The sequence below is a fragment of the Pseudoalteromonas sp. SWN166 genome (genome assembly GCF_015864485.1).
GTDB lineage: Bacteria > Pseudomonadota > Gammaproteobacteria > Enterobacterales > Alteromonadaceae > Pseudoalteromonas.
This window is the reverse complement of the sequence record NZ_JADYXB010000012.1, coordinates 47,864-70,783: the sequence shown is the minus strand read 5'-3', so window position 1 is coordinate 70,783 and position 22,920 is coordinate 47,864. Positions and strand designations below refer to the sequence as shown.

General features: G+C 40.2%; 21 protein-coding genes and 1 riboswitch. Of the genes, 10 read left to right on the top strand and 11 right to left on the bottom strand.

Annotation, left to right across the window (positions count from 1 at the left end):
• Nucleotides 1–154: 154 nt before the first annotated feature.
• Together I6F49_RS09540 and I6F49_RS09535 are read right to left on the bottom strand one after the other, a co-directional pair.
• The gene (locus I6F49_RS09540) at nt 155–1,129 is read right to left on the bottom strand and encodes an aldose epimerase family protein (protein ID WP_197180083.1); all 975 of its coding nucleotides are present in this window, start codon (nt 1,127–1,129) and stop codon (nt 155–157) included.
• Nucleotides 1,130–1,329: 200 nt separating this feature from the next.
• A complete protein-coding gene (locus I6F49_RS09535) occupies nt 1,330–1,728 on the bottom strand; it encodes an acyl-CoA thioesterase (protein WP_165728316.1) in 399 nt (132 codons plus the stop codon).
• Between the two features lie 33 nt (nt 1,729–1,761).
• Between I6F49_RS09535 and I6F49_RS09530 the strand changes: the two genes are divergently transcribed.
• The gene (locus I6F49_RS09530) at nt 1,762–2,466 is read left to right on the top strand and encodes a 2OG-Fe(II) oxygenase (RefSeq protein WP_197119395.1); all 705 of its coding nucleotides are present in this window, start codon (nt 1,762–1,764) and stop codon (nt 2,464–2,466) included.
• Nucleotides 2,467–2,485: 19 nt separating this feature from the next.
• Here I6F49_RS09530 and I6F49_RS09525 read toward each other — a convergent pair whose 3' ends face one another.
• From I6F49_RS09525 to I6F49_RS09500, 6 genes are all read right to left on the bottom strand, one after another.
• Entirely contained in the window at nt 2,486–3,721 is a 1,236-nt protein-coding gene (locus I6F49_RS09525; RefSeq protein WP_197180081.1) for a cysteine desulfurase-like protein, read from the bottom strand.
• Between the two features lie 9 nt (nt 3,722–3,730).
• On the bottom strand, nt 3,731–4,363 hold the full coding sequence (locus I6F49_RS09520; RefSeq protein ID WP_197180079.1) for a 2OG-Fe dioxygenase family protein: 633 nt from the start codon (nt 4,361–4,363) through the stop codon (nt 3,731–3,733).
• A 200-nt stretch (nt 4,364–4,563) separates the two neighbouring features.
• Nucleotides 4,564–7,161: a bifunctional aconitate hydratase 2/2-methylisocitrate dehydratase gene (acnB, locus tag I6F49_RS09515; RefSeq protein WP_197141284.1), complete on the bottom strand. Its 2,598-nt coding sequence runs from the start codon at nt 7,159–7,161 to the stop codon at nt 4,564–4,566.
• A gap of 292 nt (nt 7,162–7,453) precedes the next feature.
• A complete protein-coding gene (locus I6F49_RS09510) occupies nt 7,454–8,515 on the bottom strand; it encodes an OmpA family protein (protein WP_007579984.1) in 1,062 nt (353 codons plus the stop codon).
• A 396-nt stretch (nt 8,516–8,911) separates the two neighbouring features.
• On the bottom strand, nt 8,912–10,321 hold the full coding sequence (locus I6F49_RS09505; protein ID WP_197141286.1) for a protein adenylyltransferase SelO: 1,410 nt from the start codon (nt 10,319–10,321) through the stop codon (nt 8,912–8,914).
• Nucleotides 10,322–10,332: 11 nt separating this feature from the next.
• Nucleotides 10,333–11,028: a DNA-3-methyladenine glycosylase I gene (locus I6F49_RS09500; protein ID WP_165728322.1), complete on the bottom strand. Its 696-nt coding sequence runs from the start codon at nt 11,026–11,028 to the stop codon at nt 10,333–10,335.
• 192 nt (nt 11,029–11,220) lie between these two features.
• Nucleotides 11,221–11,420, top strand: a riboswitch (Lysine riboswitch).
• Between the two features lie 190 nt (nt 11,421–11,610).
• On the opposite strand from I6F49_RS09500, the gene dapA reads away from it, so the two are divergent.
• The 5 genes from dapA (at nt 11,611) to I6F49_RS09475 (ending at nt 16,825) form a co-directional block, all read left to right on the top strand.
• A complete protein-coding gene (gene dapA, locus I6F49_RS09495; protein WP_007579977.1) occupies nt 11,611–12,495 on the top strand; it encodes a 4-hydroxy-tetrahydrodipicolinate synthase in 885 nt (294 codons plus the stop codon).
• 15 nt (nt 12,496–12,510) lie between these two features.
• Entirely contained in the window at nt 12,511–13,251 is a 741-nt protein-coding gene (locus I6F49_RS09490) for a 2,3,4,5-tetrahydropyridine-2,6-dicarboxylate N-succinyltransferase (protein WP_007376223.1), read from the top strand.
• Nucleotides 13,251–14,456, top strand: a complete 1,206-nt coding sequence (locus I6F49_RS09485; protein ID WP_197180077.1) for a PLP-dependent decarboxylase — start codon at nt 13,251–13,253, stop codon at nt 14,454–14,456. Before I6F49_RS09490 ends, I6F49_RS09485 begins: the two co-directional genes overlap by 1 nt.
• 5 nt (nt 14,457–14,461) lie before the next feature.
• Nucleotides 14,462–15,583, top strand: a complete 1,122-nt coding sequence (locus tag I6F49_RS09480) for a succinylglutamate desuccinylase/aspartoacylase family protein (RefSeq protein ID WP_197180075.1) — start codon at nt 14,462–14,464, stop codon at nt 15,581–15,583.
• A 207-nt stretch (nt 15,584–15,790) separates the two neighbouring features.
• On the top strand, nt 15,791–16,825 hold the full coding sequence (locus I6F49_RS09475) for a phospholipase A (protein ID WP_165728327.1): 1,035 nt from the start codon (nt 15,791–15,793) through the stop codon (nt 16,823–16,825).
• Between the two features lie 72 nt (nt 16,826–16,897).
• On the opposite strand, the gene I6F49_RS09470 is transcribed toward I6F49_RS09475, so the two are convergent.
• A complete protein-coding gene (locus I6F49_RS09470; RefSeq protein WP_197180073.1) occupies nt 16,898–17,791 on the bottom strand; it encodes a bifunctional GNAT family N-acetyltransferase/hotdog fold thioesterase in 894 nt (297 codons plus the stop codon).
• Between the two features lie 245 nt (nt 17,792–18,036).
• Here I6F49_RS09470 and I6F49_RS09465 point away from each other — a divergent pair, with 245 nt between their 5' ends.
• A complete protein-coding gene (locus I6F49_RS09465) occupies nt 18,037–18,750 on the top strand; it encodes a spermidine synthase (RefSeq protein ID WP_197180071.1) in 714 nt (237 codons plus the stop codon).
• On the opposite strand, the gene dtd is transcribed toward I6F49_RS09465, so the two are convergent.
• Both dtd and I6F49_RS09455 read right to left on the bottom strand, forming a co-directional pair.
• Nucleotides 18,739–19,176, bottom strand: a complete 438-nt coding sequence (gene dtd, locus I6F49_RS09460) for a D-aminoacyl-tRNA deacylase (protein WP_197180069.1) — start codon at nt 19,174–19,176, stop codon at nt 18,739–18,741. The genes I6F49_RS09465 and dtd overlap by 12 nt on opposite strands.
• Complete coding sequence (locus tag I6F49_RS09455) at nt 19,177–20,082, bottom strand: virulence factor BrkB family protein (RefSeq protein ID WP_007582159.1); 906 nt, start codon at nt 20,080–20,082, stop codon at nt 19,177–19,179. It abuts the gene before it with no gap.
• Nucleotides 20,083–20,169: 87 nt separating this feature from the next.
• Between I6F49_RS09455 and I6F49_RS09450 the strand changes: the two genes are divergently transcribed.
• The 3 genes from I6F49_RS09450 to I6F49_RS09440 all read left to right on the top strand — a co-directional run bounded on the left by I6F49_RS09450 (nt 20,170) and on the right by I6F49_RS09440 (nt 22,775).
• Nucleotides 20,170–20,826, top strand: a complete 657-nt coding sequence (locus I6F49_RS09450; protein ID WP_197180067.1) for a DUF2959 domain-containing protein — start codon at nt 20,170–20,172, stop codon at nt 20,824–20,826.
• A 73-nt stretch (nt 20,827–20,899) separates the two neighbouring features.
• Entirely contained in the window at nt 20,900–21,979 is a 1,080-nt protein-coding gene (locus tag I6F49_RS09445; RefSeq protein ID WP_197180065.1) for an MBL fold metallo-hydrolase, read from the top strand.
• Nucleotides 21,980–22,046: 67 nt separating this feature from the next.
• On the top strand, nt 22,047–22,775 hold the full coding sequence (locus I6F49_RS09440) for a CBM9 family sugar-binding protein (RefSeq protein WP_197160717.1): 729 nt from the start codon (nt 22,047–22,049) through the stop codon (nt 22,773–22,775).
• Nucleotides 22,776–22,920: the final 145 nt, after the last annotated feature.

The window sequence follows — 22,920 nt, the reverse complement described above, 5'->3', positions numbered from 1 at the left end:
TGTCGTTGTGGTAGTGTATATAGTTTCAAATACTATTTATATTATAAATACTTTAAACCGATAAAAAGTGCAACCTTTTCCTTAATTATGAGCATCATTTAATCACTGTATTTTTGCTTTTAATTTTCTTTAAATTAACATTGCAATGCTGTATTCACTCAGAAAAAGAGTAAATAATAACCTGTTCGTAATCCTCTCCCGGTAATAAATTAGCTTTAGGGTAATTTTCTCTATTTGGCGCATCAGGCCAATTTTGCGCTTCAAAACACAAAGCTTGACGTGCTTTAAATGGCGCGCCTACAAAGTTAGCGGTATAAAGCTGCATACCTGGCTGCGTACTTTTAAGTGTTAAATTAACCTTCGTGTGTGGCGAAGTTAACGTAGCCATCGTTTTTAAACTGCTGTCATCATTAAAAATATAGCAGTGATCAAAACCATTGCCAGCTTCTAGCTGAGAATGTGCGGCGCTTAATGCCTCACCAATTTGAGCTGATTTAGTAAAGTCAAAGCAGGTACCTGTAGCTAATGCGGCTTCATTGAGTGGAATACTGGTTTTATCGATAGGAAGATAGTGATTAGTGTTAATTTGTACACAATGTTCATTAATTGATTCGCTGCCATCAAGGTTAAAATAACAATGGTTAGTAAAATTAACGAGTGTTTCTTTGTTAGTTATCGCTTTAAAGCTCAGAGTAAGCTCGCCGTTTTTAGCACTAATCGTTTGCCAAACCTGCAACTCACCGGGGAACCCTTGTTCGCCATCGGGTGAGCAATAATAAAGCTCCACTTCACTTTCACTTTGTTTAGTTACTTGCCAAAGTACTTTATTAAAGCCTTTAACACCGCCGTGCAGGCTATTAGGGCCATTATTTGCTTCTAATTGATACTGCGTACCAGATAAGTTAAAACGCCCCCCTGCAATGCGATTAGCGTATCGACCTACTGTTGCACCTAAGTAAAATGGATTTTCAAGATAGTATTGAGGGTCATCGACGCTAAGCGTCATTTCTTGTTTTTTAAATTTAATGCTTTTTATGATTGCGCCAAATGGCAAAATTTCAGCTGTTAAGTTTTGACCATCACTGAGCTGAATAACTTGTAAAGGTTGGTTATTGGCAATAGATGTCACACGTATTCTCCAATCAAATTACCGAATTAACATTTCCTGTTATAACGGCGCAACAATATATAATATAAATAGTATATAACTGAAGCCTGTAACTCAATCTAAATACGTTAAAAATTCTCGACAAAAAATTACAGTTGCCATCATATATTTACAATAATTCAGCTCAGTATGGGCTTATGTAAAATATAAGCCTCGTAAGGTTAACTGCTTTGGTAAATATGCTCGTTAAGCGCTGCTTTTTCGTCAATGCTAAGTGCTTGCTTTGATTTAGCAATAAAGTCGTACCTCACCATAATGGCCTTACCTATTGCGCAGCATTTATCGTGTTGCCACGCTTCTTGTCTCAGCGTAAAAGAGCTAGTGCCTATGTGCTCTACAGACGTTTTAACTGTTACCTCATGGCCGTAAAATAATTCACCGACAAATGATACTTCAACTTTGGCGATAATCAATTTCCAATCGTGTGGATTTAAGTCCGGTGTAAAAAACTTAAAAATAGGTCCACGTGCGACTTCAAACCATACTGGGAGTACGGTATTGTTAATGTGTCCGAGTGCATCTGTTTCGCTAAAGCGCGGCATCACTTTTTCAATAAACATAAAAATCCAATAATAATTATATAAAGGTAAACCATGACGGACTTTATACGCGTTGTTGATAACGCATTAAGCGATGAATTTTGCGATCAATTTATTACCATATTTGCGCAAAGCCCGCATGTAAAACAAGGAGTGACATCGGGCGGTGTCGACTTAAAGAAAAAAGACAGCCACGACCTACACCTAAACAATCACCCCGAATATGCACAACAATTAAAACACATACAACAAACGACTGCACAGCATGTTTTTAAGTATGTTGAGGAGCATATTTTTATGCTGATTGGGGCGTTTGGTTTAAAGGTCTATCACCCAAAAACAGGTGACGTAGTCGATTTAACCCAAGAGAATTTTGAAGAAGTAGGCAAACCGCAATTACCTTTGCTAGTTCAGCAAATTTTTAGACTCGGTAATATTCAGGCGCAAAAATACGAAGTAAATAAAGGTGGCTATCCTTACTGGCACAGTGAGGTTTACCCTCAGTTACAGCATAACGAGGCGTTGCATCGCGTGTTGCTCTTTATGTTTTATTTAAACGATGTAGAAGAAGGTGGTGAAACAGAGTTTTACTATCAAAATCGTAAAATAGCCCCAAAAAAAGGCACTATGGTAATAGCCCCAGGCTACTTTACACATACTCATAGAGGTAATAAGCCAGTATCAAACGATAAATATATTTTAACCTCGTGGGTACTGTTTAACCGCGCAGAACAAATATACGGTGCGCCAAAGAGTTAGCGCACCAAAACTTACATGATTAACCGAGTAGTTCATCAAATAAGTCAAATAGCTTATCAAGTTCAGCAATCGTGTTGTAATGCATACAACCAATGCGCACTACACCGCCTTTATCAAGCACACCTAATTGCTTACACAAACCTTGTGCGTAAAAATTACCATCCCACACGCAAATATGCTGCTTACCTAAAAATTCAGACACTTCACGTGGCTCAAGCCCTTCAAACGTTAAAGCAAAAGTAGGTGTGCGCTCGTTTAAGCGATCAAAGTCATCAATACCAAATAATTTAATACGCGGATAATTTACCAAGCGCGTTAAAAAGTGCTCACTAAGCGCCATTTCGTGTTGTTTAGTTTTAGCAAAAGCTATGCTTAACTTTTCGCGGCGTGAATGGCTATCGTCAAGTTCGCTAATTGCTGCAATGTAATCAACAGCAGCAATAAAGCCCGCCATAGCTTCAAAGCTTTGTGTGCCGGTTTCCCAACGACCTGGTGCTACGTCTTTAGCGGGTTCTACTTTATAAGGCGTAAACCCGTCTAAATGTTCTTTTTTACCGTAAACCATGCCTAAATGCGGGCCAAAAAACTTATATGCAGAGCAGGCTAAAAAGTCGCAATCAAGCGCTTGCACGTCAACAAGTTCATGCGGTGCGTAATGTACGGCATCAACATAAACAAGTGCGCCTACAGCGTGAGCAAGCTCAACAATACGTTTAATATTATTAATTGAACCTGTGGTATTTGAAGCATACGTTACCGCTACAAGCTTAGTGTTGCTGTTTAATAAGCTTTCAAATTGCACCATATCTAAGCTGCAATCAGCTTCATTAATAAGCGCAGTATTTACCTTTGCGCCTTTATCTTCTGCGGCTTGTTGCCACGACGATACATTTGAGAAATGATCGGCATTGGTTACAATTATTTCATCGCCAGCCTGCCAGTCACGTGAAATTGCACGGCTAAAGCTAAATGTTAGGCTGGTCATGTTTGGACCAAACACAATTTGTTGTGAGCTAGGTGCATTAAGTAAATCAGCGGCGGCTTGACGCGCATTCGCCATCAACTCAACCGTTTTATCACTTGAAAAAAACGCGCCACCTAAGTTCGAATTATAATGACCTAAATAAGCTGTCATCGCATTAAGCACCGATGTTGGCACTTGCGAGCCACCTGGTCCGTCTAAAAATACGGGCGATTTACCATCAACGTTTTGCATTAATGCAGGAAACTGCTCACGTAATTGCGTTATGTTCATGCTTATTCCTTAAGACGTTAATACAAAACAATCCAGGTAACCTGGTTTGCTAGCATCAATTTTGTTCATAGGTGTTGCGTTGTGCCACACTTGACGGTCATTTATTAATGCAAACATACCGTCTTTTATTTCCATTTTAAAACAAGGCTCAGCTTGCTTGTTTTCGTATACAAGTAGCTCGCCGCCTTCTAAGTTCTCGTGAGAAACGCCGCATATACATACATGATCAAAACCATCTTGATGCACGCCTTCTGGCGCTGCAGGTGTATCGCTATCAATGGCAAGCATACGGAATTGATGGATTTCAATATCACGTTCTTCATCAATACCGGTAAGTTGGCGAAACTCATTCACAATGCTTTTCATGCCTTCTGACTCAAGTAAACTTTGCGCTAGGTTTTCGTAAGTACGCTCTACATTACCCTGAAAAGTATTAATTGAATCGTCTTGAACAAATGCTTTGGTTTCTTGTAACTTTATTTCACCATTTTGCATTTTAACTACTGAGTAACGACGTTTACGAAAGGCACCATCTGCATAAGGATTAGCAGGCAGGTTATCAAAAGAAGGCTTAACCAAATCAATATTTGCTTGGTTAACAAAACGTAGTTGCAGTAAATTCTGGTTGTTTAATGCTGTCATAAAATCTCGCCTAAAATAATGAGAATATTGGTGAGGATTTTAATGCATATAGAAAGGAATTTTTGCTTTATTATTTATATTTAAATCAATTATTAGCTAAATTCAATGTAATAAACCATAAAATAGAGCATTAACTATCTAATATTTATTTTAGCCAATAAAAAACCCGCCGAAGCGGGTTTTTAAACAAACTCTAAAAATTATACAGCTTGTTGAATAATCACGTTGTCTGCTTTTTTAGTGTAAGCAGGCATACGGTGGAAGTTCAAGTAACGGTATGTATCTGACGCCGTTGCATTGATCTTCGCTGCATATTCTTGGTACTCGGCAGATGTTGGTAATCTACCTAAAATAGCGGCTACTGCAGCAAGCTCAGATGATGCTAAGAATACATTAGCGCCATTACCTAAACGGTTAGGGAAGTTACGTGTAGAAGTAGATACTACAGTCGCTTTATCTGCAACACGTGCTTGGTTACCCATACACAGTGAACAACCTGGAGTTTCGATACGTGCGCCAACACGACCAAAGATACCGTAGTAACCTTCTTCCGTAAGTTGGTCTTTGTCCATCTTAGTAGGTGGAGCAACCCAAAGTTGAGTTGGAAGTTGTCCTTTAAAGCCATCAAGCAACTTACCAGCAGCACGGAAGTGACCAATGTTAGTCATACAAGAACCGATGAATACTTCATCAATTTTCTCGCCAGCAACATCAGAAAGAAGACGCGCATCATCTGGGTCATTTGGAGCACAAAGAACAGGTTCTTTAATCTCAGCTAAATCAATTTCAACGATATGCTTATACTCTGCATCAGCGTCAGCTTCCATTAGTTCTGGGTTAGCTAACCAATCTTGCATTGCAGTAATACGACGTTCAATCGTACGTACATCGCCGTAACCTTCAGAGATCATCCACTTAAGCATAACAATGTTAGACTCAAGGTACTCAGAAATAGACTCTTTAGAAAGTTTAACTGTACAACCAGCAGCAGAACGCTCTGCAGATGCATCTGATAATTCAAATGCTTGCTCAACAGTAAGGTGCTCAACGCCTTCAATTTCTAGTACGCGACCAGAGAATTCGTTAATTTTACCTTTTTTCTCAACTGTTAATAAACCTTGCTTGATACCGTAGTAAGGGATTGCATGAACAAGGTCACGTAACGTGATACCTGGTTGCATTTCGCCTTTAAAACGAACCAAAATAGATTCTGGCATATCAAGTGGCATAACACCCGTTGCTGCTGCGAATGCTACTGCACCCGAACCTGCTGGGAATGAAATACCTAATGGGAAACGTGTATGTGAATCACCACCAGTACCTACGGTATCTGGTAATAACATACGGTTTAACCACGAGTGAATAATACCATCACCTGGACGAAGTGAAACACCGCCACGGTTCATGATGAAATCAGGAAGCGTATGGTGAGTGCTTACATCGATAGGCTTAGGATAAGCTGATGTATGACAGAATGACTGCATTGTTAAATCTGCAGAGAAACCTAAACATGCTAGATCTTTAAGTTCATCACGTGTCATAGGACCTGTTGTATCTTGCGAACCAACAGTTGTCATTTTAGGCTCACAGTACTGACCTGGGCGAATACCTGCAACGTTACATGCTTTACCAACCATTTTTTGCGCTAGTGTGAAGCCTTTATCAGAAACTTCTGTTGCTGTTGGTACTTTAAATGTATCAGTTGCACCTAAGCCAAGAGATGTACGCGCTTTATCAGTTAAACCACGACCGATAATTAGTGGAATACGACCACCAGCACGAACTTCATCTAAAATCACATCAGATTTAAGCTCAAAAGTAGAAATCACTTTATCAGTACCATGTTGCTTAACAACACCTTCGTACGGATAAATGTCGATTTGCTCGCCCATGTTGAGTTCATCAACATTTAATTCGATTGGTAATGCGCCTGAATCTTCCATTGTGTTGAAGAAGATTGGAGCAATTTTATTACCTAAACATACACCGCCAACACGCTTGTTTGGTACAAACGGGATATCATCGCCCATAAACCAAAGTACAGAGTTAGTTGCAGACTTACGAGAAGAACCCGTACCAACAACATCACCTACGTAAGCAAGTGGTAAACCTTTAGTTTTTAATTCTTCAATCTGAGTAATTGGACCTACTTCGCCCGCTTTATCAGGTGTAATACCATCGCGTTCAATTTTTAGCATTGCTAAAGCATGAAGTGGGATATCTGGACGAGACCATGCATCTGGTGCAGGAGACAAGTCATCAGTATTTGTTTCGCCAGTTACTTTAAATACAGTAACTGAAATCTTTTCAGCAACAGCTGGTTTATTAGTAAACCATTCTGCATTTGCCCAAGACTCAATAATTTGCTTAGCGAATGTATTACCTGCTTTTGCTTTTTCTTCTACATCGTAGAACGCATCAAACATAAGTAATGTATTTGAAAGGCCTTTAACTACGATTGGTGCAAGTGTTTCGTCATCAAGTAGGTCAATCATTGGTGCGATATTGTAACCGCCCAACATTGTACCTAATAATTCTGCCGCTTTTTCTTTAGAAACAAGTGGAGAATTAGTTTCACCTTTAGCTACAGCTGCTAAGAAGCCCGCTTTAATGTAAGCAGCATCATCAACACCTGCTGGTATACGCTGAATGAACAAATCTAAAATGAATTCTTCTTCACCTGCAGGTGGAGTTTTGATTAATTCAATAAGATCAGCAGTTTGCTGAGCATCTAATGGCGCTGGTACGATACCTAACGCGGCACGTTCTTCTACGTGTTTACGATATTCTTGTAGCACAATATTGCCCTCTTGGTGACGTGAAAGTATCCGGTAGCGCTTCAAGCGCAAATAAGTTACCCAATACTTATAGTATTCTAACGCGTAATTATAAAGCTTTTATGGATAGATGAAAATCCATCCAGTTACGCAACTGATTATACCGATTATAAATACTATGAATAGTGGTTGTAGTAAAAACTATTTTCATGAATACTTGTTAAGTAAGAATCATTACCATTAACCAATATTAATTTATTACAGGCATAAAAAAACCCAGCACTTGGCTGGGTTTTTATTACAAACTATTTAATTAACGTAAAACTTTAACGTTTTTGATAGTTTTGATATGCGCTTCTACACGACGGTTCTCTGCGTTTGCAGCTTTAGTGTTTGCATCATTTTTAAGACGCTCTTCACCTAAACCAACTGTAGTAATACGGTCTTTAGCAATGCCATCAGAAACTAATTGCTTAGCTACTGCATCAGCACGTTTTTTAGATAACCATTTGTTGTAAGTTGCTTTACCTACAGAAGAAGTGTGACCTTCTAAAAGTACTGTTGTATCTGGGTACTCTTTTAAGAATGCAGATACTTTTTCAATATCGTTTAAGTACTGAGTAGATACTGCTGAAGCATTGTTAGGGAAAGTCACTAATAAGCTTACAGTTACTTCTTTATCTTCATATAAAGTACAACCAGTGCCATCAACTGCATCAGTCATAGGCGTGTTAGCACACTTATCATCTGCATCAGGAATGTTGTCGTTGTCGCTATCTGTAGGAGCTACAGCTACTTCAATTACCTTAGGCTCTGGAGCTGGTTTAACTGGCTCTACAGGAGCTGAATTTTGGCCAAATAAGTAGTTAATACCAATTTTAGCGCCTACATCTGTGTAACCACGGTCAAGACCTTGGTATACAGCTGTTTCAGCATTTACAAATAAGCCATCTGTAATGAAATGTTGGTAACCAACACCTGCATTTAAGAATGTGTTGTCATCTACTACGTCCATTTCTTTAATACCGAAAAGACCGTAGAAAGGACCACCATTTAAATGGTAAAGAGCATCAATACCGTAACGCTCGCCATCAATACTGTTGCGGTTGCCAGCAACTTTATCAAAAGCATTAAAATCCATATCTGCATATTCAAGACGTGCGCTCCAGTAATCACTGAAACGGTAACCGGCTTCAACACCCCAGCCAGTTGATTCATTTACGTCAAGACCAGCTTGAGCACGCATGTTTTTCCAAGATGCGTCATAGTAGTCGCCAAATGCGCCAATGTAGAAACCTTCTTCTTTATCAGCAGCGAATGTAGATGCGCTAGTTGCAGCCAACGCGATTGCAATTGTAAGTGATTTTAATTTCATTGTTTTCTTCCCATTTGAACAATTTTAAATTGTAGCTAATCGATACTAGCTCAATCAGTTTTATATAGACTAACTGAGCCTTTGTTAATCAATACTTAACGAAAAATAAAGTTTATAACTTTTTTCTATGCCCAGTCACAACACACATCCACTTACTATAGGCGAAATTAAAACTTTATTGAAAAATAAATATAGTAGTTTTTTGTAAATTAGTACTTAGCAAGGAATGTAAGAGCAATTAAATTAAATGCACTTATAAATGTAAATGCAAAAAAACATTGCTTGGCTTTAATTCGGCGCATAATACCACCAGAATTAACATTCCCCTAGATATATGCGCATGTTTGATTAAAAAATGACTCTTTTTAATCATGTGGTTATATTTAAAGTTAAGAGTTAAGTACCACAAAAAGTCTGGTAATCATTATCATTTATCGGTGCAGCCTGAAACTCTGATAGCTTTTCATCATCAGAATACGGATTTCCCACTATTTTCATAAAGCGCTCTAGTAACTCACTAGACCCTGCAGCATTATACTCTGCAATTATTTTTTCGATCATATGGTTACGAGGAATTACACGAGGATTTGCCGCTCTCATTACTTCATAACTATTATTGTCAGTTAAGTTTACCCACTTAGCTCTCCATTTGATTAGCGACTCTGGTACTACTGTTTCTCCCTTTAAGGATTCAGTAAGTGCATCAAAGGTATTGGTGTAGTCGAGCTGGTTATCTTTTAATAGCGTTAATAACTCTGCAATTAACTCACTTCCGCTTGCATTTTTTGCACTCAAGCCCAGTTTTTTCTCCCACATAGCCGTAAACTCAGTATTAAACTGCTCAGCAAAACTATTAATAAATGGCGTCATTAACGAAACAGCTTGCTCGTCATCATCACTAATAAGCGGTATTAAGCTCTCAGCTAAGCGTGCGCAGTTCCAGTTAGCTATATTAGGTTGATTACCAAAGGCATAACGACCTTGTTTATCGATAGAGCTAAACACGGTGTCAAAATCAAAATTATTCATCATGGCGCAGGGGCCGTAATCAATGGTTTCTCCACTTACTAGCGTATTATCGGTATTCATTACTCCATGAATAAAGCCAACACGCATCCAGCTCACAACTAGCTTAACTTGGTTTTTAATCACAGCGCCTAAAAATGCTAAATAACGCTGCGATCCTGTATCGGTTATTTCTGGGTAGTGTCGCTCTATAGCTAAATCGGCTAAATTTTTAAGTCCTTCAACATCGCCTTGCGTCGCTAAATATTGAAACGAGCCAACACGAATATGGCTCGTTGCTAAACGAGTCACTATGGCGCCTGCTTGTGGTGGATTACGATAAACCGTTTCACCACTACCAACAACCGCTAAGCAGCGTGTGGTTTTAATGCCTAGTGCATGCATTGCCTCGCTCATTACGTATTCACGAATAGCAGGACCAAGAGCACAACGTCCATCTCCCCCTCTTGAGTAAGGAGTAGCACCAGAGCCTTTTAATTGAATATCCCACAACTGGTTTTTATCATCATTAATAGCGCCCAATAAATGCGCTCGCCCATCGCCTAAACGTGGTGAAAAATGTCCAAATTGGTGCCCAGAGTAACCAAGTGCTACCGCAGGAATCGCCTGTTTCTCGTTACCGCTAAAAGTGCTAGCACGCAAATCAGCTGCAACGTTAATATTAAACTCTTTTGCTAAGCTCTCGTTCCACAGCAATAACTGAGGAGAGGCAACACTTGCAGGGAAATCTTCTATCGCAAAGTTTTCCGTAATGTCTGTGTATCTTGGCACTAATTTCATGGTAATTCCTATTATTGCTGACTTATACCAACACGGTTGTCACCAACGCCATAAGCAACAATTAAACTTAACTCTTGCATACTTAAGCCGCTTTGCTTTTGCATTTCATTAAAAAAAGCTTGGGCAGCACTCAGTGATTTTTTAGTTTGTAAGCCGCCGTCTATAATTTTATGAGCACGTAAGTAATTCTCTACATCGCGTGATAGTAAAAAAGTATCTTTACCAAGTGCTCGTAGCGCATAAGGTCCTGTATTTCCGCCTAAACGCGAACCATGTTTTTTTAAATACGCCCATAAACCAATAATATCGTCTGCTGGCCAATTAGCGACAAACTGGCTAAAACTGCCATGTTCCCCTGCTATTTCGTGGATCATGTAAGCATTTTCGGTAATTGTTTTTACTTTTTTATAGTTACGAACGATTCGCTCATCCGTTGCTTTTTGTTCCAGCATATCAGGTGGCATCATTAATAACTTATCAACGCTAAAATTCCAAAAAACCTCTCTAAAGCCTGGCCACTTATTATTAATGACTGACCAATAAAAGCCGCTTTGAAATACTTTTCGAGTAAATTCCTCAAGCCAATCGTCGTCACTTAACGTGCTTAGTTGTTTTTTAGATAGCGGTTTTGCAAGTAATAACTTAAGCATTTTTTCGGAGCCTTTTCGCTCTACCGCTCGCTTATAAATATCGCTAAATTTTTCCATACTAATTAAATACCTCACTACTTATATTGCTAGTGTACGAGAAAAGCACCCAATACGTAACCACTCCCATTATGGATGAATGAATATGCATTTAGTCGCTTGACACCTAGACGGCTTAAATGCTTTAATCGCCGTAATTACCCTATTTAAATTGCACAGGTTTGTAAGTTTTTACTCTACAAACAGGTGTAAAGGGCTAGAAGAGGTGCGTTATTCAGGTAGCGTATGTTAGGAGCGCAAACTCCAGTGAGCATACGTGAGGGGAATTAACGCCGAGAAGTAACCACTTTTGCGAGGTGTTTATTTCGGGCGACTAGGTTGAACCCTAGCGACTGTCACCAATAGCTGCTTATAAAAGCAGCTTATTAGTTTGGTGGAGAGCTTCTGGTCTTAAATATTAAGGCCGTGCGCCCTATTATTTTAAGCCCATTCGCTCTTCGAATTATTAGTTCGAACGACGTTAATGCGGCTCCTTCCATAAAGCTTTTTAACTCTTCGAATAATACCAATTGCATTAAATTAGTTATCGCTAAAATGATCACGTTTTTAATAAAGTTGGTACAAATTATAAGTTCGTGAGAGATGATCAACAACTTCAATTTAAACGACTACTCATTGTGGACCGCGCTCGTAACGCCATTTGATCAACACGGCGATGTTGACTACAACACGTTAACTAAACTGGTTAGCGATCAAGAAGCGGCACATAACGGTATTTTACTACTTGGCAGTACGGGCGAAGGTTTAGCACTCACGCTAAAAGAGCAACAAGCCATTGTTGAACACGTATGCCAACTAAAACCAGCAGTACCACTCATGGTTGCTGTGGGCGGTAGTAACTTAAAGCAACAAATTGAGTGGGTTAACTACTGTAATACACTCCCAATTCATAGCTTTTTACTTGGCTCACCGCTTTATGCAAAGCCTGGCGCTATAGGTCAAACTCATTGGTTTGAAAGCCTACTTAATGCAAGTGTTCACCCGTGTATGCTTTATAACGTACCGGGTCGAAGTGCTGTTAGCATTCCAACGGCAACAATTCAAAACTTACAAAATAATAAAAATTTATGGGCACTAAAAGAAGCGAGCGGCAGCATTGCTCAGTTTGAAGCTTATCGCCAAGCAGCGCCTAATTTAGCTATTTTTAGTGGCGACGATGCGCTAATGCCATATTTTGCCCAAGCCGGTGCAAAAGGTTTAGTGTCGGTAGCTGCAAATGCATGGCCCGCACAAACTCACGAGTTTGTTAAACGCAGCTTAAGTGGTCAACACCCTAATTTATTTGCCCAGTGGTCAAGCGCTATTAATAGCCTATTTGCTGTTGCAAACCCTATTCCCGTAAAGGTATTGATGCATTTGCAAGGTCGCTTAAGCAGCCCGCAACTTCGTCCACCTTTAACACACCTTGAGTTAACTCAAACCGATTGCATCACAACTGCAAACAACACCATTTTATCTTGGCATTAAATACAGGTTTTTATAATGAGCTGGTTAGAACTATTAAATAATTTAGAATCGGGCGCAGTACGCGCAGCATCACAAAACGAAAGCGGCCAATGGCAAGCTAACGTAGAAGTAAAACAAGGCATTTTGGATGCCTTCAAAAATGGCACTAATACTGAGTTTGCAGGTGGTTTTGTTGATAAACATAACTTAGCTCCGCAAGAATTTAGTACTGACGATGGCGTACGTATGGTGCCGGGTGGCTCTAGTGTTCGCCGTGGTGCTTATGTTGCTAAAGGCACGATTATTATGCCACCAGCGTATGTAAACATTGGTGCATACATCGACGAAGGCACAATGGTAGATAGCCACGCATTAGTTGGCTCGTGTGCACAAGTAGGTAAAAACGTACATTTAAGTGCTGCAGTGCAGCTTGGTGGTGTACTTGAGCCAATTGGTGCAAGCCCAGTAGTTGTAGAAGACGACGCCTTTATTGGCGCTGGCTGTATTATTGTTGAAGGTGTAGTCATTAAAAAAGGTGCAGTACTTGCCCCAGGCGTGCGTTTATCGGCGACTATTCCGGTATACGACTGCGTAAACGAGCGCCAACTAGATAAAGGCGAGCCAATCCCAGAATACGCGATTGTAATACCAGGCTCTCGCCCTGCGTCAAACGAGTGGGCGCGCGAGCAAGGCTTAAGCATGTCGTGTGCGTTAATTGTTAAATACCGCGACGAGAAAAGCGATGCATCGTTATTGCTTGAAGAGGTTTTACGATAATGAGCTTTTTGAGCACGCCTATCAAAACCGCTGTAAATACAATTACACAACAACTTGATACACCTTTTTTTGTTTACGACCTAGATCAACTAAACGCGCATCTTGCACGTTTAGTTGCGCAAACCGATGTAAAACTGTGGTACGCGGTAAAAGCAAATCCACTGTCTAAAATTATTCAAAGCTTAGACAACGCTGGTTTTAATTTTGACGTAGCAAGTAAAGGTGAGCTTGAGCAAGTGCTAGCACAAGGTATTAGCTCACAGCGCGTGCTCAACACAGGGCCTGCAAAAAGCCCTAAACAAATTAAACACTTTATTGAGCGCGGAGTACGTATATTCGTAGCCGAAAGCCTCAATCAAGTACGTTGGTTAAACCAACAAGCGCAACTGCAAAATACGCAGTTACAAGTATTACTCCGAGTGCAATTACGCTGGCCTGAAGGTGAAAAAAATCCACTGGGCGGCGACAGCCTTACACCGTTTGGTTTGGGTTGTGATGAGTGGCAAGCACTCAATGTAACCGACTACCCTGCACTTAAGTTTGACGGCTTACATATTTTTCAGTGGGGCAACATGCTTAGCACGCAAAAACTAAGCGACTTGTGGTCACAAATGATTGCACCTCTTAGCCAACTTGCCAGCGATTTAAATATTAGCCTTAAAATTCTCGATTTAGGTGGCGGTTTAGGTATTCCTTATACACAAAATGAAGCAACGCTTGATTGGGATGACTTAATAGCTGCGCTCGCTAAAATTAAAAATGATGCGGGTGTAGAGGAATTATGGATGGAACTTGGTCGTTATGCCGTTGGCGAATGTGGTCATTACGCAAACCCAGTAATAGAGCGCAAACAAAACTATAATCAACAGCAAGTCATTTTAAGCGGCGGTATAAACCACTTATTACGCCCTGCTGTTACCAGCCAAGATTTTCCTGCTGCGTTACTGCGTGAATCCAGTGCTAAAACTCAAGCGGTCACTTTATACGGCCCACTTTGTACAGCGCTTGATTGCTTGGGTGAACATAACTTACCAAGCGATTTAAATGAGCACGACTGGCTAGTGTTTAGCCAGTGCGGTGCTTACGGCTTTACCGAAAGTATGCCGTATTTTTTATGCCACGAGCTCGCCGGCGAGTACACATTGCAAAACGGTGAACTTACCTGTGTTCGCCAAGCCGAAAATGCCAGCCACTACTTAAGGTAATAAGCATGAGTAATACAACACACATCGGCCAAGAGAACATTGTAGTAGGGGAAGTTGCAAACGGCTTACCGCTTACAATTCCGGTGTATCGCCTAAAAGGTAATGGAACAGGACCAAGCGTTTATATTCAGGCCAATATGCATGGCGCTGAAGTGCAAGGCAACGCAGTTATTTTTCAGCTACTTGAGCAATTAAAACACCTAAACCTTAATGGCGATATTACATTAGTACCTTATGCTAACCCAATTGGTTGTAATCAAAAATCTGGCGAGTTTACCCTTGGCAGGTTCGATCCGATTACGGGCACTAATTGGAATCGCATGTATCACTACAATAAAAATTTAGTGGCACAGTTTGCACAAAATCATACCCAGTATGACGACGCGACATTAAAAAGTAACTTCAAACAGGCGCTTATTGACGAAGTAGACAGCAAACTTAACGGCCCTGCTTATTTACTTAATACGGGTAAACGCATTGCACTTAACCTACAAAAGCTCGCTCATCAGGCTGATATAGTACTCGATTTACACACAGGTCCTATTTCAAGCAAGCATTTGTACTGCCCAACCTATGCAACCGACAGCGCGCGTTACTTTAATATTGAGCATGTATTGCTTATTCCTAGTGATTTTGACGGTGCGATGGATGAAGCTAACTTTTGCCCATGGTGGCATTTAAGTGATGCACTTAGCGAGCAAGGTCGTGAATTATCAATACCTGTAGAAGCATTTACTGTAGAGCTAGGCAGCCAAGAAAAAATAGACTTAAAAGAAGCACTAAACGATGCTAACAGCATTTTAAGTTACTTAAATCACAAAGGTGTTTTACAAAACGCACCACATACGCCAGCTAATATCACTCGCTATGCATGTAATTTAGATGACTACTTTACTTATTACGCCCCCATTGGCGGCATGGTTGAATACATAGCCCCACTTGGCGGACACATTAAAGCCGGTGAGCCTATTGCTAATATTTTACGAATGGAGCGCTACTTAAGCGAGCAACCACTGCAAACACTTACTCTCGATTGCGATGCAATTGCCATTTTGCACTTTGCCTCGGCGAGTGTTAACCAAGGCACCGAACTTTATAAGTTTTTTACTAACATATTTGAGCTTTAGCTCACCCTTCTCATTGCGTGAGAGCACATAGTTAATGTGCATTAAAAAAGCGGCCTAGGCCGCTTTTTTTCTGATCTATATTTACTTTGTATACGTATAAACCTCGTTATAAATACAAATTCAGTAAAAGTTCACCGTTACATATGTAAAAAGACGTTATAATTAAATTAACGCATACAACACACCCCGAACCCACAAGGAATTACAATGAGCTGGCGCCACTGGATCACACTTTCTGCCTTAATAAGTACAGCTACCTTCGCACAAGAAGAAGTTGCTACAAATGAGCAAGACAACGACATCGAACTTGTAAAGCAGTGTATTTTAAATGAAGTAATTGGCGGAGATGGTAAACAAACATTAGACGATCTTCGTAAAAAGTGTTCAGCTCTTGAAGAAAACAAACAACTTACCGCGCTTGATAAACGCCAAGCTCGTGAAGAAGTAGGTAAAAAAAATAGAAATGTAATTACGCCACATAAGCGTAACTATATTTTACCGCTTTCGTACGTATCACACCCAAACGATCGCCCATTTGATGGCTTTGATGCACTAACCGACGACAACGACGGTGAACCGCTCGACAACTTAGAAGCAAAATACCAGCTATCGATAAAAGTGCCTCTTTACGATGATTTTTCGGATAAAGACCAAGCCATATTTTTTGGCTTTACACTGCAATCGTATTGGCAGCTTTATAACTCAGAAATTTCTTCTCCATTTCGTGAGACCAACTACGAACCAGAGATATTTTGGATAAATTACCTCGACCCAGAAAACGTATTATGGGGCGACGAAATGGCAATTGCTTTAGGTATTTCGCATCAGTCAAATGGTCGAAGCCAACCAAACTCACGTTCGTGGAACCGTATTTATGCAGACTTTATTTGGGAAAACAGAGGCTTTGTTTTTAGCTTTAAACCTTGGTACCGAATAGCTGAGGACGAAAAAGAAGATATTTTAGAAGCCAATGGCGACGACAACCCAGACATATATAAATACATGGGTTACTTTGAGTTTAGCGGCGCGTATCGTTTTCATGACCATGAATTTAGCTTTATGACACGTAACAACTTAAATTCAGATAATCGTGGTGCAATTCAACTCGACTGGTCGTTTCCTTTATGGGGCCGCGTTCGTGGTTATGCACAATACTTTAACGGTTATGGCGAAAGCTTAATTGATTACAATGCGGATGTAGAACGTATTGGTGTAGGTATATTATTAACCGATCTGCTGTGATACTTCCCTAAGTTTTACGCACGAAAAAGCCAAGCATCGCTTGGCTTTTTTGTGTTTTGAACAGCTAAACAGTTATTTTTTTACTACAAACTGTCCTTCAAATTCGGCAACCACGTTATCACCATCGTAAATAGTTACTGGCACTACGTAACTTGCTCTACCATCGGTTTCTAAATCGCTTAACTTGCCCTTACAGGTTTGTATATCAACACAGCCACGTGGGTCAGTAGTAAGCGGTTTTAAGTACTTAATGTTAGCATCGGCTAATACAATATTACCTTCAAGCCCAGCTTCTTTAAGTGCTAAGTACGTAGCGCCCCAACCTGTTAGCGTAGCCAAGCTATAAATAGAGCCTGCAAACATGGTGTTATGTAGGTTTAAGTTAGCGTCTAGGTCCGCGCTGGTTGTAAATTGCCAATCGGTATAGCTTTCTACCTTAATACCCATCGCGTCACTAATTGGAATAGACTCACGCCACGTATTTTGTAGTACTTGCGTCCAATTTGGATGACGGAACCAACCTGGCTCACTTGGCTTTTGCTTTATCATTTTAAAGTGCTGTACATCGCCGTAAGCTAAATGCGCTTTTTCTTTTAATTCGTAACCGTGGCGCTTATAAAACTCAAGCGCTCGTTCGCGAGCAAATAACACCAGTTCACCGGCATTTTGCGTCCAGGCTATTTTTTCAAGTTCGTGAAGTAATCGGCTACCAATATGTTGATTACGGTTCCCCTCCGCAACCGCCATATAGCGTACTTGTGCTTGTTCATGACTGTTAAAGTGCAAACGTGCTACGCCTAGCACTTCGCCTTCTTTATTTTTTATAAAGCGATGCTCAGAGTCTTGTTCCATATCGTCTTGTTCAGAGCCACGAGGCTCGCCCCAAGGTGCGCGTAATACCTGCCAACGCAGTTGATAATACGCTTGCCAATCTTCGCTGCTTTGTGGGGTGCTTACCTGAAACATACATACTCCTGTTGTTATATAAACCGCAAATAAAAGTCAAAAAAGGCTACGGCGCTATATTAATAGTATTGATTATCTACCAAGCTAGAAAAATAAAATAATTAAGTCTGTTGGTATTATTATGGCAAATACCATACTCCATCTTTAAAAAACTGCAAATACGACTTTGGTGATGGCTGTAAAATAACATAAAAAATAATGACAAAGGTCATTGCGCTTTAACGTTGCTAGTTTATGCTGAGGACATGACTGAAAAAAGCAATTATATAAATTCACTAACTGGTTTGCTAAGCGATCAATTTATTGAAAGCAGCCACCGTATTGGGCAGTTAATTTATTGGCATAAGTGCAGTGGCGATCACATTCAAGTACGTGAACATGAGCAGTTACGCTGGCTACTTATTAACGACACTCTTCAATCTGTTATTGATTTAAATAACCCGAGTTTATTACTTTTTCCACATTTATTGTGCCTAAGTAAGCATTGGCAGACTCTTAGTGCGCCACAAAAGGTGTTAGAACTTGGCCTTGGCGGCGGTGCAATTCGTAATTATTTACAACACAAATACCCCAAAGCACAGATAACATCCGTTGAAAAAAATGCTGATATTATTGATTGCTACACACAATTTTTTTCGTCAAATAAAAATGAGCGATTGCTTTGCGCCGATGCACAGCAGGTTTTAAAAAGTGCACAAAAAATTGATTGGATTATTCTCGATTTATTTAGCCAAATAGACGCGCCTCGATTTTTATTTGAAGAGGCATTTTATAAAAAAATCTACTCGGCTTTAAATAACAACGGCATGCTATTTATTAACTTTTTATCGCAGCATGATTCGCAATTAAAGCAACTTCAGCAGCTATTACTCGATGTATTTGGCTGTAACGTCAGCCCGCAAAAAATTACGGGCTACGTAAATCATATTGTAGTGGTAACCAAAAACTTAAACAGATAAGTTAAACGTAACGGGTCCGTCGTTACACAAGCTTACTTGCATATCGGCTCCAAACTCACCTGTGGCTATTGTAAGCCCCAACACTTTAGCTTGAGTAACAAAGTATTCGTAAAGCTCGTTAGCTTGGCTTGGCGTTGCCGCAGATGAAAAACTAGGGCGCATACCCTTTTTAGTATCAGCCGCTAGCGTAAATTGCGAAACAACAAGTAACTCACCTTTAATATCTTTAAGGCTTAGGTTCATTTTGTCGTTTTCGTCAGTAAAAATACGATAATTACTTACCTTGTGTAAAAGCTTATCGGCCGTTTGTTTGTCGTCGTGTTTTTCAACGCCCAGCAACAACAATATACCTTGGCTAATTTCGCCTACCACTTGGTTGTTAATTTCTACTTTGGCATGCTTTACACGTTGTATTAAACCTTGCATTTAAACTGTGTCCTTTACTGCTGGTTCATCATCTTCTAGTTCAAGCTCTGGTGTTTCTGGAATATCATTTGGGCTAATGCACGCAGTAAATTCAGCGCCAAGCAAAACAACGACCCACGACAAATACACCCATACAAATAAAATAGGAATGGTTGCTACTGCGCCATAAATAACTTCGTACGACGGAAAATGACTAATATAAAGTGCAAACCCTTTTTTGGTCAGCTCAAATAAAAGTGCCGCAAAAAAAGCGCCAGGTATTGCCGCTCTAAACGACACCCGTGTATTAGGCACTAAGGTGTAGAGCATAATAAAGCCCACCATCGAAATTCCATACGGCAATAGCTTTAACAAAAACCCGCTAAACCCCGGAATTCCCTGATCAGCAAACGACACCAAAGATACAATATAAGAGGTAACACCAATACTGGCACCGAGCAACATAGGCCCTAAGCTCAAAACCATCCAGTACACAGCAAATGAGATCATCATTGGGCGCTTTTTCTTTATGCGCCAAATTCGGTTCAATGTGGCATCTACATTACGTATTAACAGCAAGGCTATTGCAGCTAGAAAGCCAATACCTACCGCCGTCATTTGGTTGGCATTGCCCGCAAAGGAGCTAATATGCTCTCTAATAACATCGGTAGAGGTAGGGACAAAGTTGGTAAACAAAAAGCTCTCAATTTCCATGCGAGTAGATTCAAAGCCCGGAAAGGCTGAAAATATAGCAACACCCACCGCAATTAATGGCACTAAAGAAAGAAGTGTCACGTAAGCAAGGTAACCTGCATTAACCGTTATTTGATCGTCTATACAACGATTAAAATACTGCATCCACCAACCAGGTTGCTGGCGTATAAAGGACTTAACTTGCTGTTTGTAATGTGAGAGCTTATCATTCATACAATTGACTTGTGCTTATATAGTTTTGATTATAATAACAATCAGCGCCATAATTTACAGCACTAACGCTCGTAAACAGGAATTCAAATGAAAAAACAAACATTACTCAGTGTTTCAATGCTTGTAGTAACACTTACTTTAACTGGCTGCCAATCAGCTTATTATTCTGCGATGGAAAAAGTGGGTGTTCACAAACGCGATATTCTTATTGACCGCGTAGAAGAAACAAAAGATTCACAGCAGGAGTCGCAAGAAGAATTTAAATCGGCTCTTGAACGTTTAACTACACTTATTGATTTTAATGGTGGCGAACTACAAGACACCTACAATCAATTAAACGATGACTACGAGTCGAGCTTAAAAGCCGCTAACGAAGTGTCAACTAACATCAATAAAGTAGAAGACGTAGCAGAGGCGCTTTTTGATGAATGGGCCGATGAGCTAGAGCAATACAAAAGCGCATCACTTAAACGTGAAAGCAGCAAAAAGCTAGCCGCTACTAAGCGTCAATTTGATCAGCTACTCAGCTCTATGCGCAGCGCAGAGAGTAAAATGGAGCCAGTATTAACATCGCTTCATGATAACGTTTTGTACTTAAAGCATAACTTAAATGCACAAGCGGTATCGGCTATTAAAGGTGAATTCACTAACCTTAAGCGCGATATTCAATTGTTGATGAACGACATGAACAAATCGATTGCCGATTCAAACAAATTTATTGAACAAATGAATAGCGCTGGCTAATTATTTGTTACTTTAACAAGCCTGCTTAATTGCAGGCTTTTTTATGTTAAAGGCATGCTAAAAGGGATTTACAATGAAACGCTTTTTAACCGCAACAATACTCTTATGTATACTAACTGCCTGCGGTGCACCTAATAATATTAATCGTATTACCAGCTCTGACTCAGTTGTTGTTATTAATGATAAGAACGGTCGTTATAAAAATTTATACGCAGATGAAAAAACATATCCCACTACCTGTACTAAAAACTGCTACCCAGCCCACCCAGACTTACTATGCAAAACCGGCAGCGAAAACTGCCAGTACCAAGGCCAGCAAACTAAACCACAACTTAGTACCGGCTATACCGTACGCTGGCTTGGCCACGCTAGTTTTGTAATTAACACCCCAAATGGTCAAAATGTGCTGTTTGATCCGGTAAAAAATCAGTTTGATTCTCCAGTCGCACTTGGCTTTAAACTCGGCGGTGGTATTTATCGTAAAGCAGGCGCTTGGCCTAGTGAGCAAGAACTGGAAAATATTGATGCGGTAATGTATTCGCATATTCATTACGATCATTTTAATAAAGCCGACATACAAAGCATTGGCAATAAACCTCGTTATTTAACACCACTCGGGATGGCCGACAACTTCCCTACTGGCAGTTTTAACATTACCGAAATGCCGTGGTACTCAACAACCAACATTGACGACTTAGTTATTAACGCCGTGCCAGCTCATCATTTTAGCGCTCGCGTATTAGTGCCCTTTATTTACGAAGATAATAATAAAGACTTATGGAATGGCTGGCTGCTTGAACAAAACGGCAGTACCTTATTTTTTGCAGGCGATACAGGCTACTCAAAACACTTTAAAGACATACAGCAAAAATATGGCGATATAGATGTGTGCTTAATCCCAATCGCTTCTTACTACAGTAAAGAAAGTGGTAAATTTTATCGTTACGTTCACACCACACCAGAGGACGCACTAAACGCCGCGAATGATCTTAACTGCAAAGTAATGATACCGTGGGGATACGGTAACTCAAGTTGGAAAATGGGCGACCATACTAGCCACTCGGCCTTACTGCGCTTATTACACATGGTTAAAAAAATGGATGCTCAAACACCGCTGTATATTTTAAACGAAGGCGAAAGGATTTCACTGTAACTAATTACTCAACTGTTTTAGGATGTGTGTTACACCAATATAAATACACAATAAAATTGAGAGATTAATGAAAAAATTAGCACTCGCCTTAAGCTTTTTATTAAGCGCTCCTGCAATGGCGATTGATGTTGAACATACATCAACCCCAATTACTGTCGATGGCGTATCAGAAAGCGCATGGGATAAAGCCGCTTGGCACGATATGCCTTATTTAATGGATGGCACACTGCCATCAAGCGATGCCGACTTTAAAGGGCGTTATCGTTTACTGTGGGATCAAAACTATTTATATCTACAAGCCGATATTGTGGATGACGTTTTAATTGATACACACGCCGATCCAACCTATAAATATTGGGATGACGATGCGCTAGAAGTGTTTATAGACAGCGATGCATCGGGCGGAAACCACCAATTTAATCACACCGCTTTGGCGTACCACATTGGCCTTGATAACCAAGCTGCCGATTACGGCCCTGATAAAAAAGCCCATTTGTACACCGACCACCTAGTCAGTAACTGGAAGCGCAACACCGCTGCACCTTTTAACATCACGTGGGAAGTAGCGATAAAGCTCTACCCTAACGACTACAAAGAAGGCGCTGTAAATACACCAATTACACTGAGCGAAAAACAAGTCATTGGCTTTATGTTAGCGTATTGCGATAACGACGGCAGCAAAGTGCGCGAACACTTTATGGGTTCACACGAAGTACAGCCAGTAAATGGCGACAGAAACCGTGGGTTTATAGACGCAGACGTATTTGGCAAAATCACCCTACTCCCTAAAAAGTAAGCCACCCCACCAATAAAAAATTAAGTAGGTTGGGTTGAGCGCAGCGAAACCCAACGAAAAAATATCCTACCAACAAACACAGGAGCTTTGCATTATCGATTGTTTTAAACATCCTTAAACCAACACAAACATACAATAATGCTGG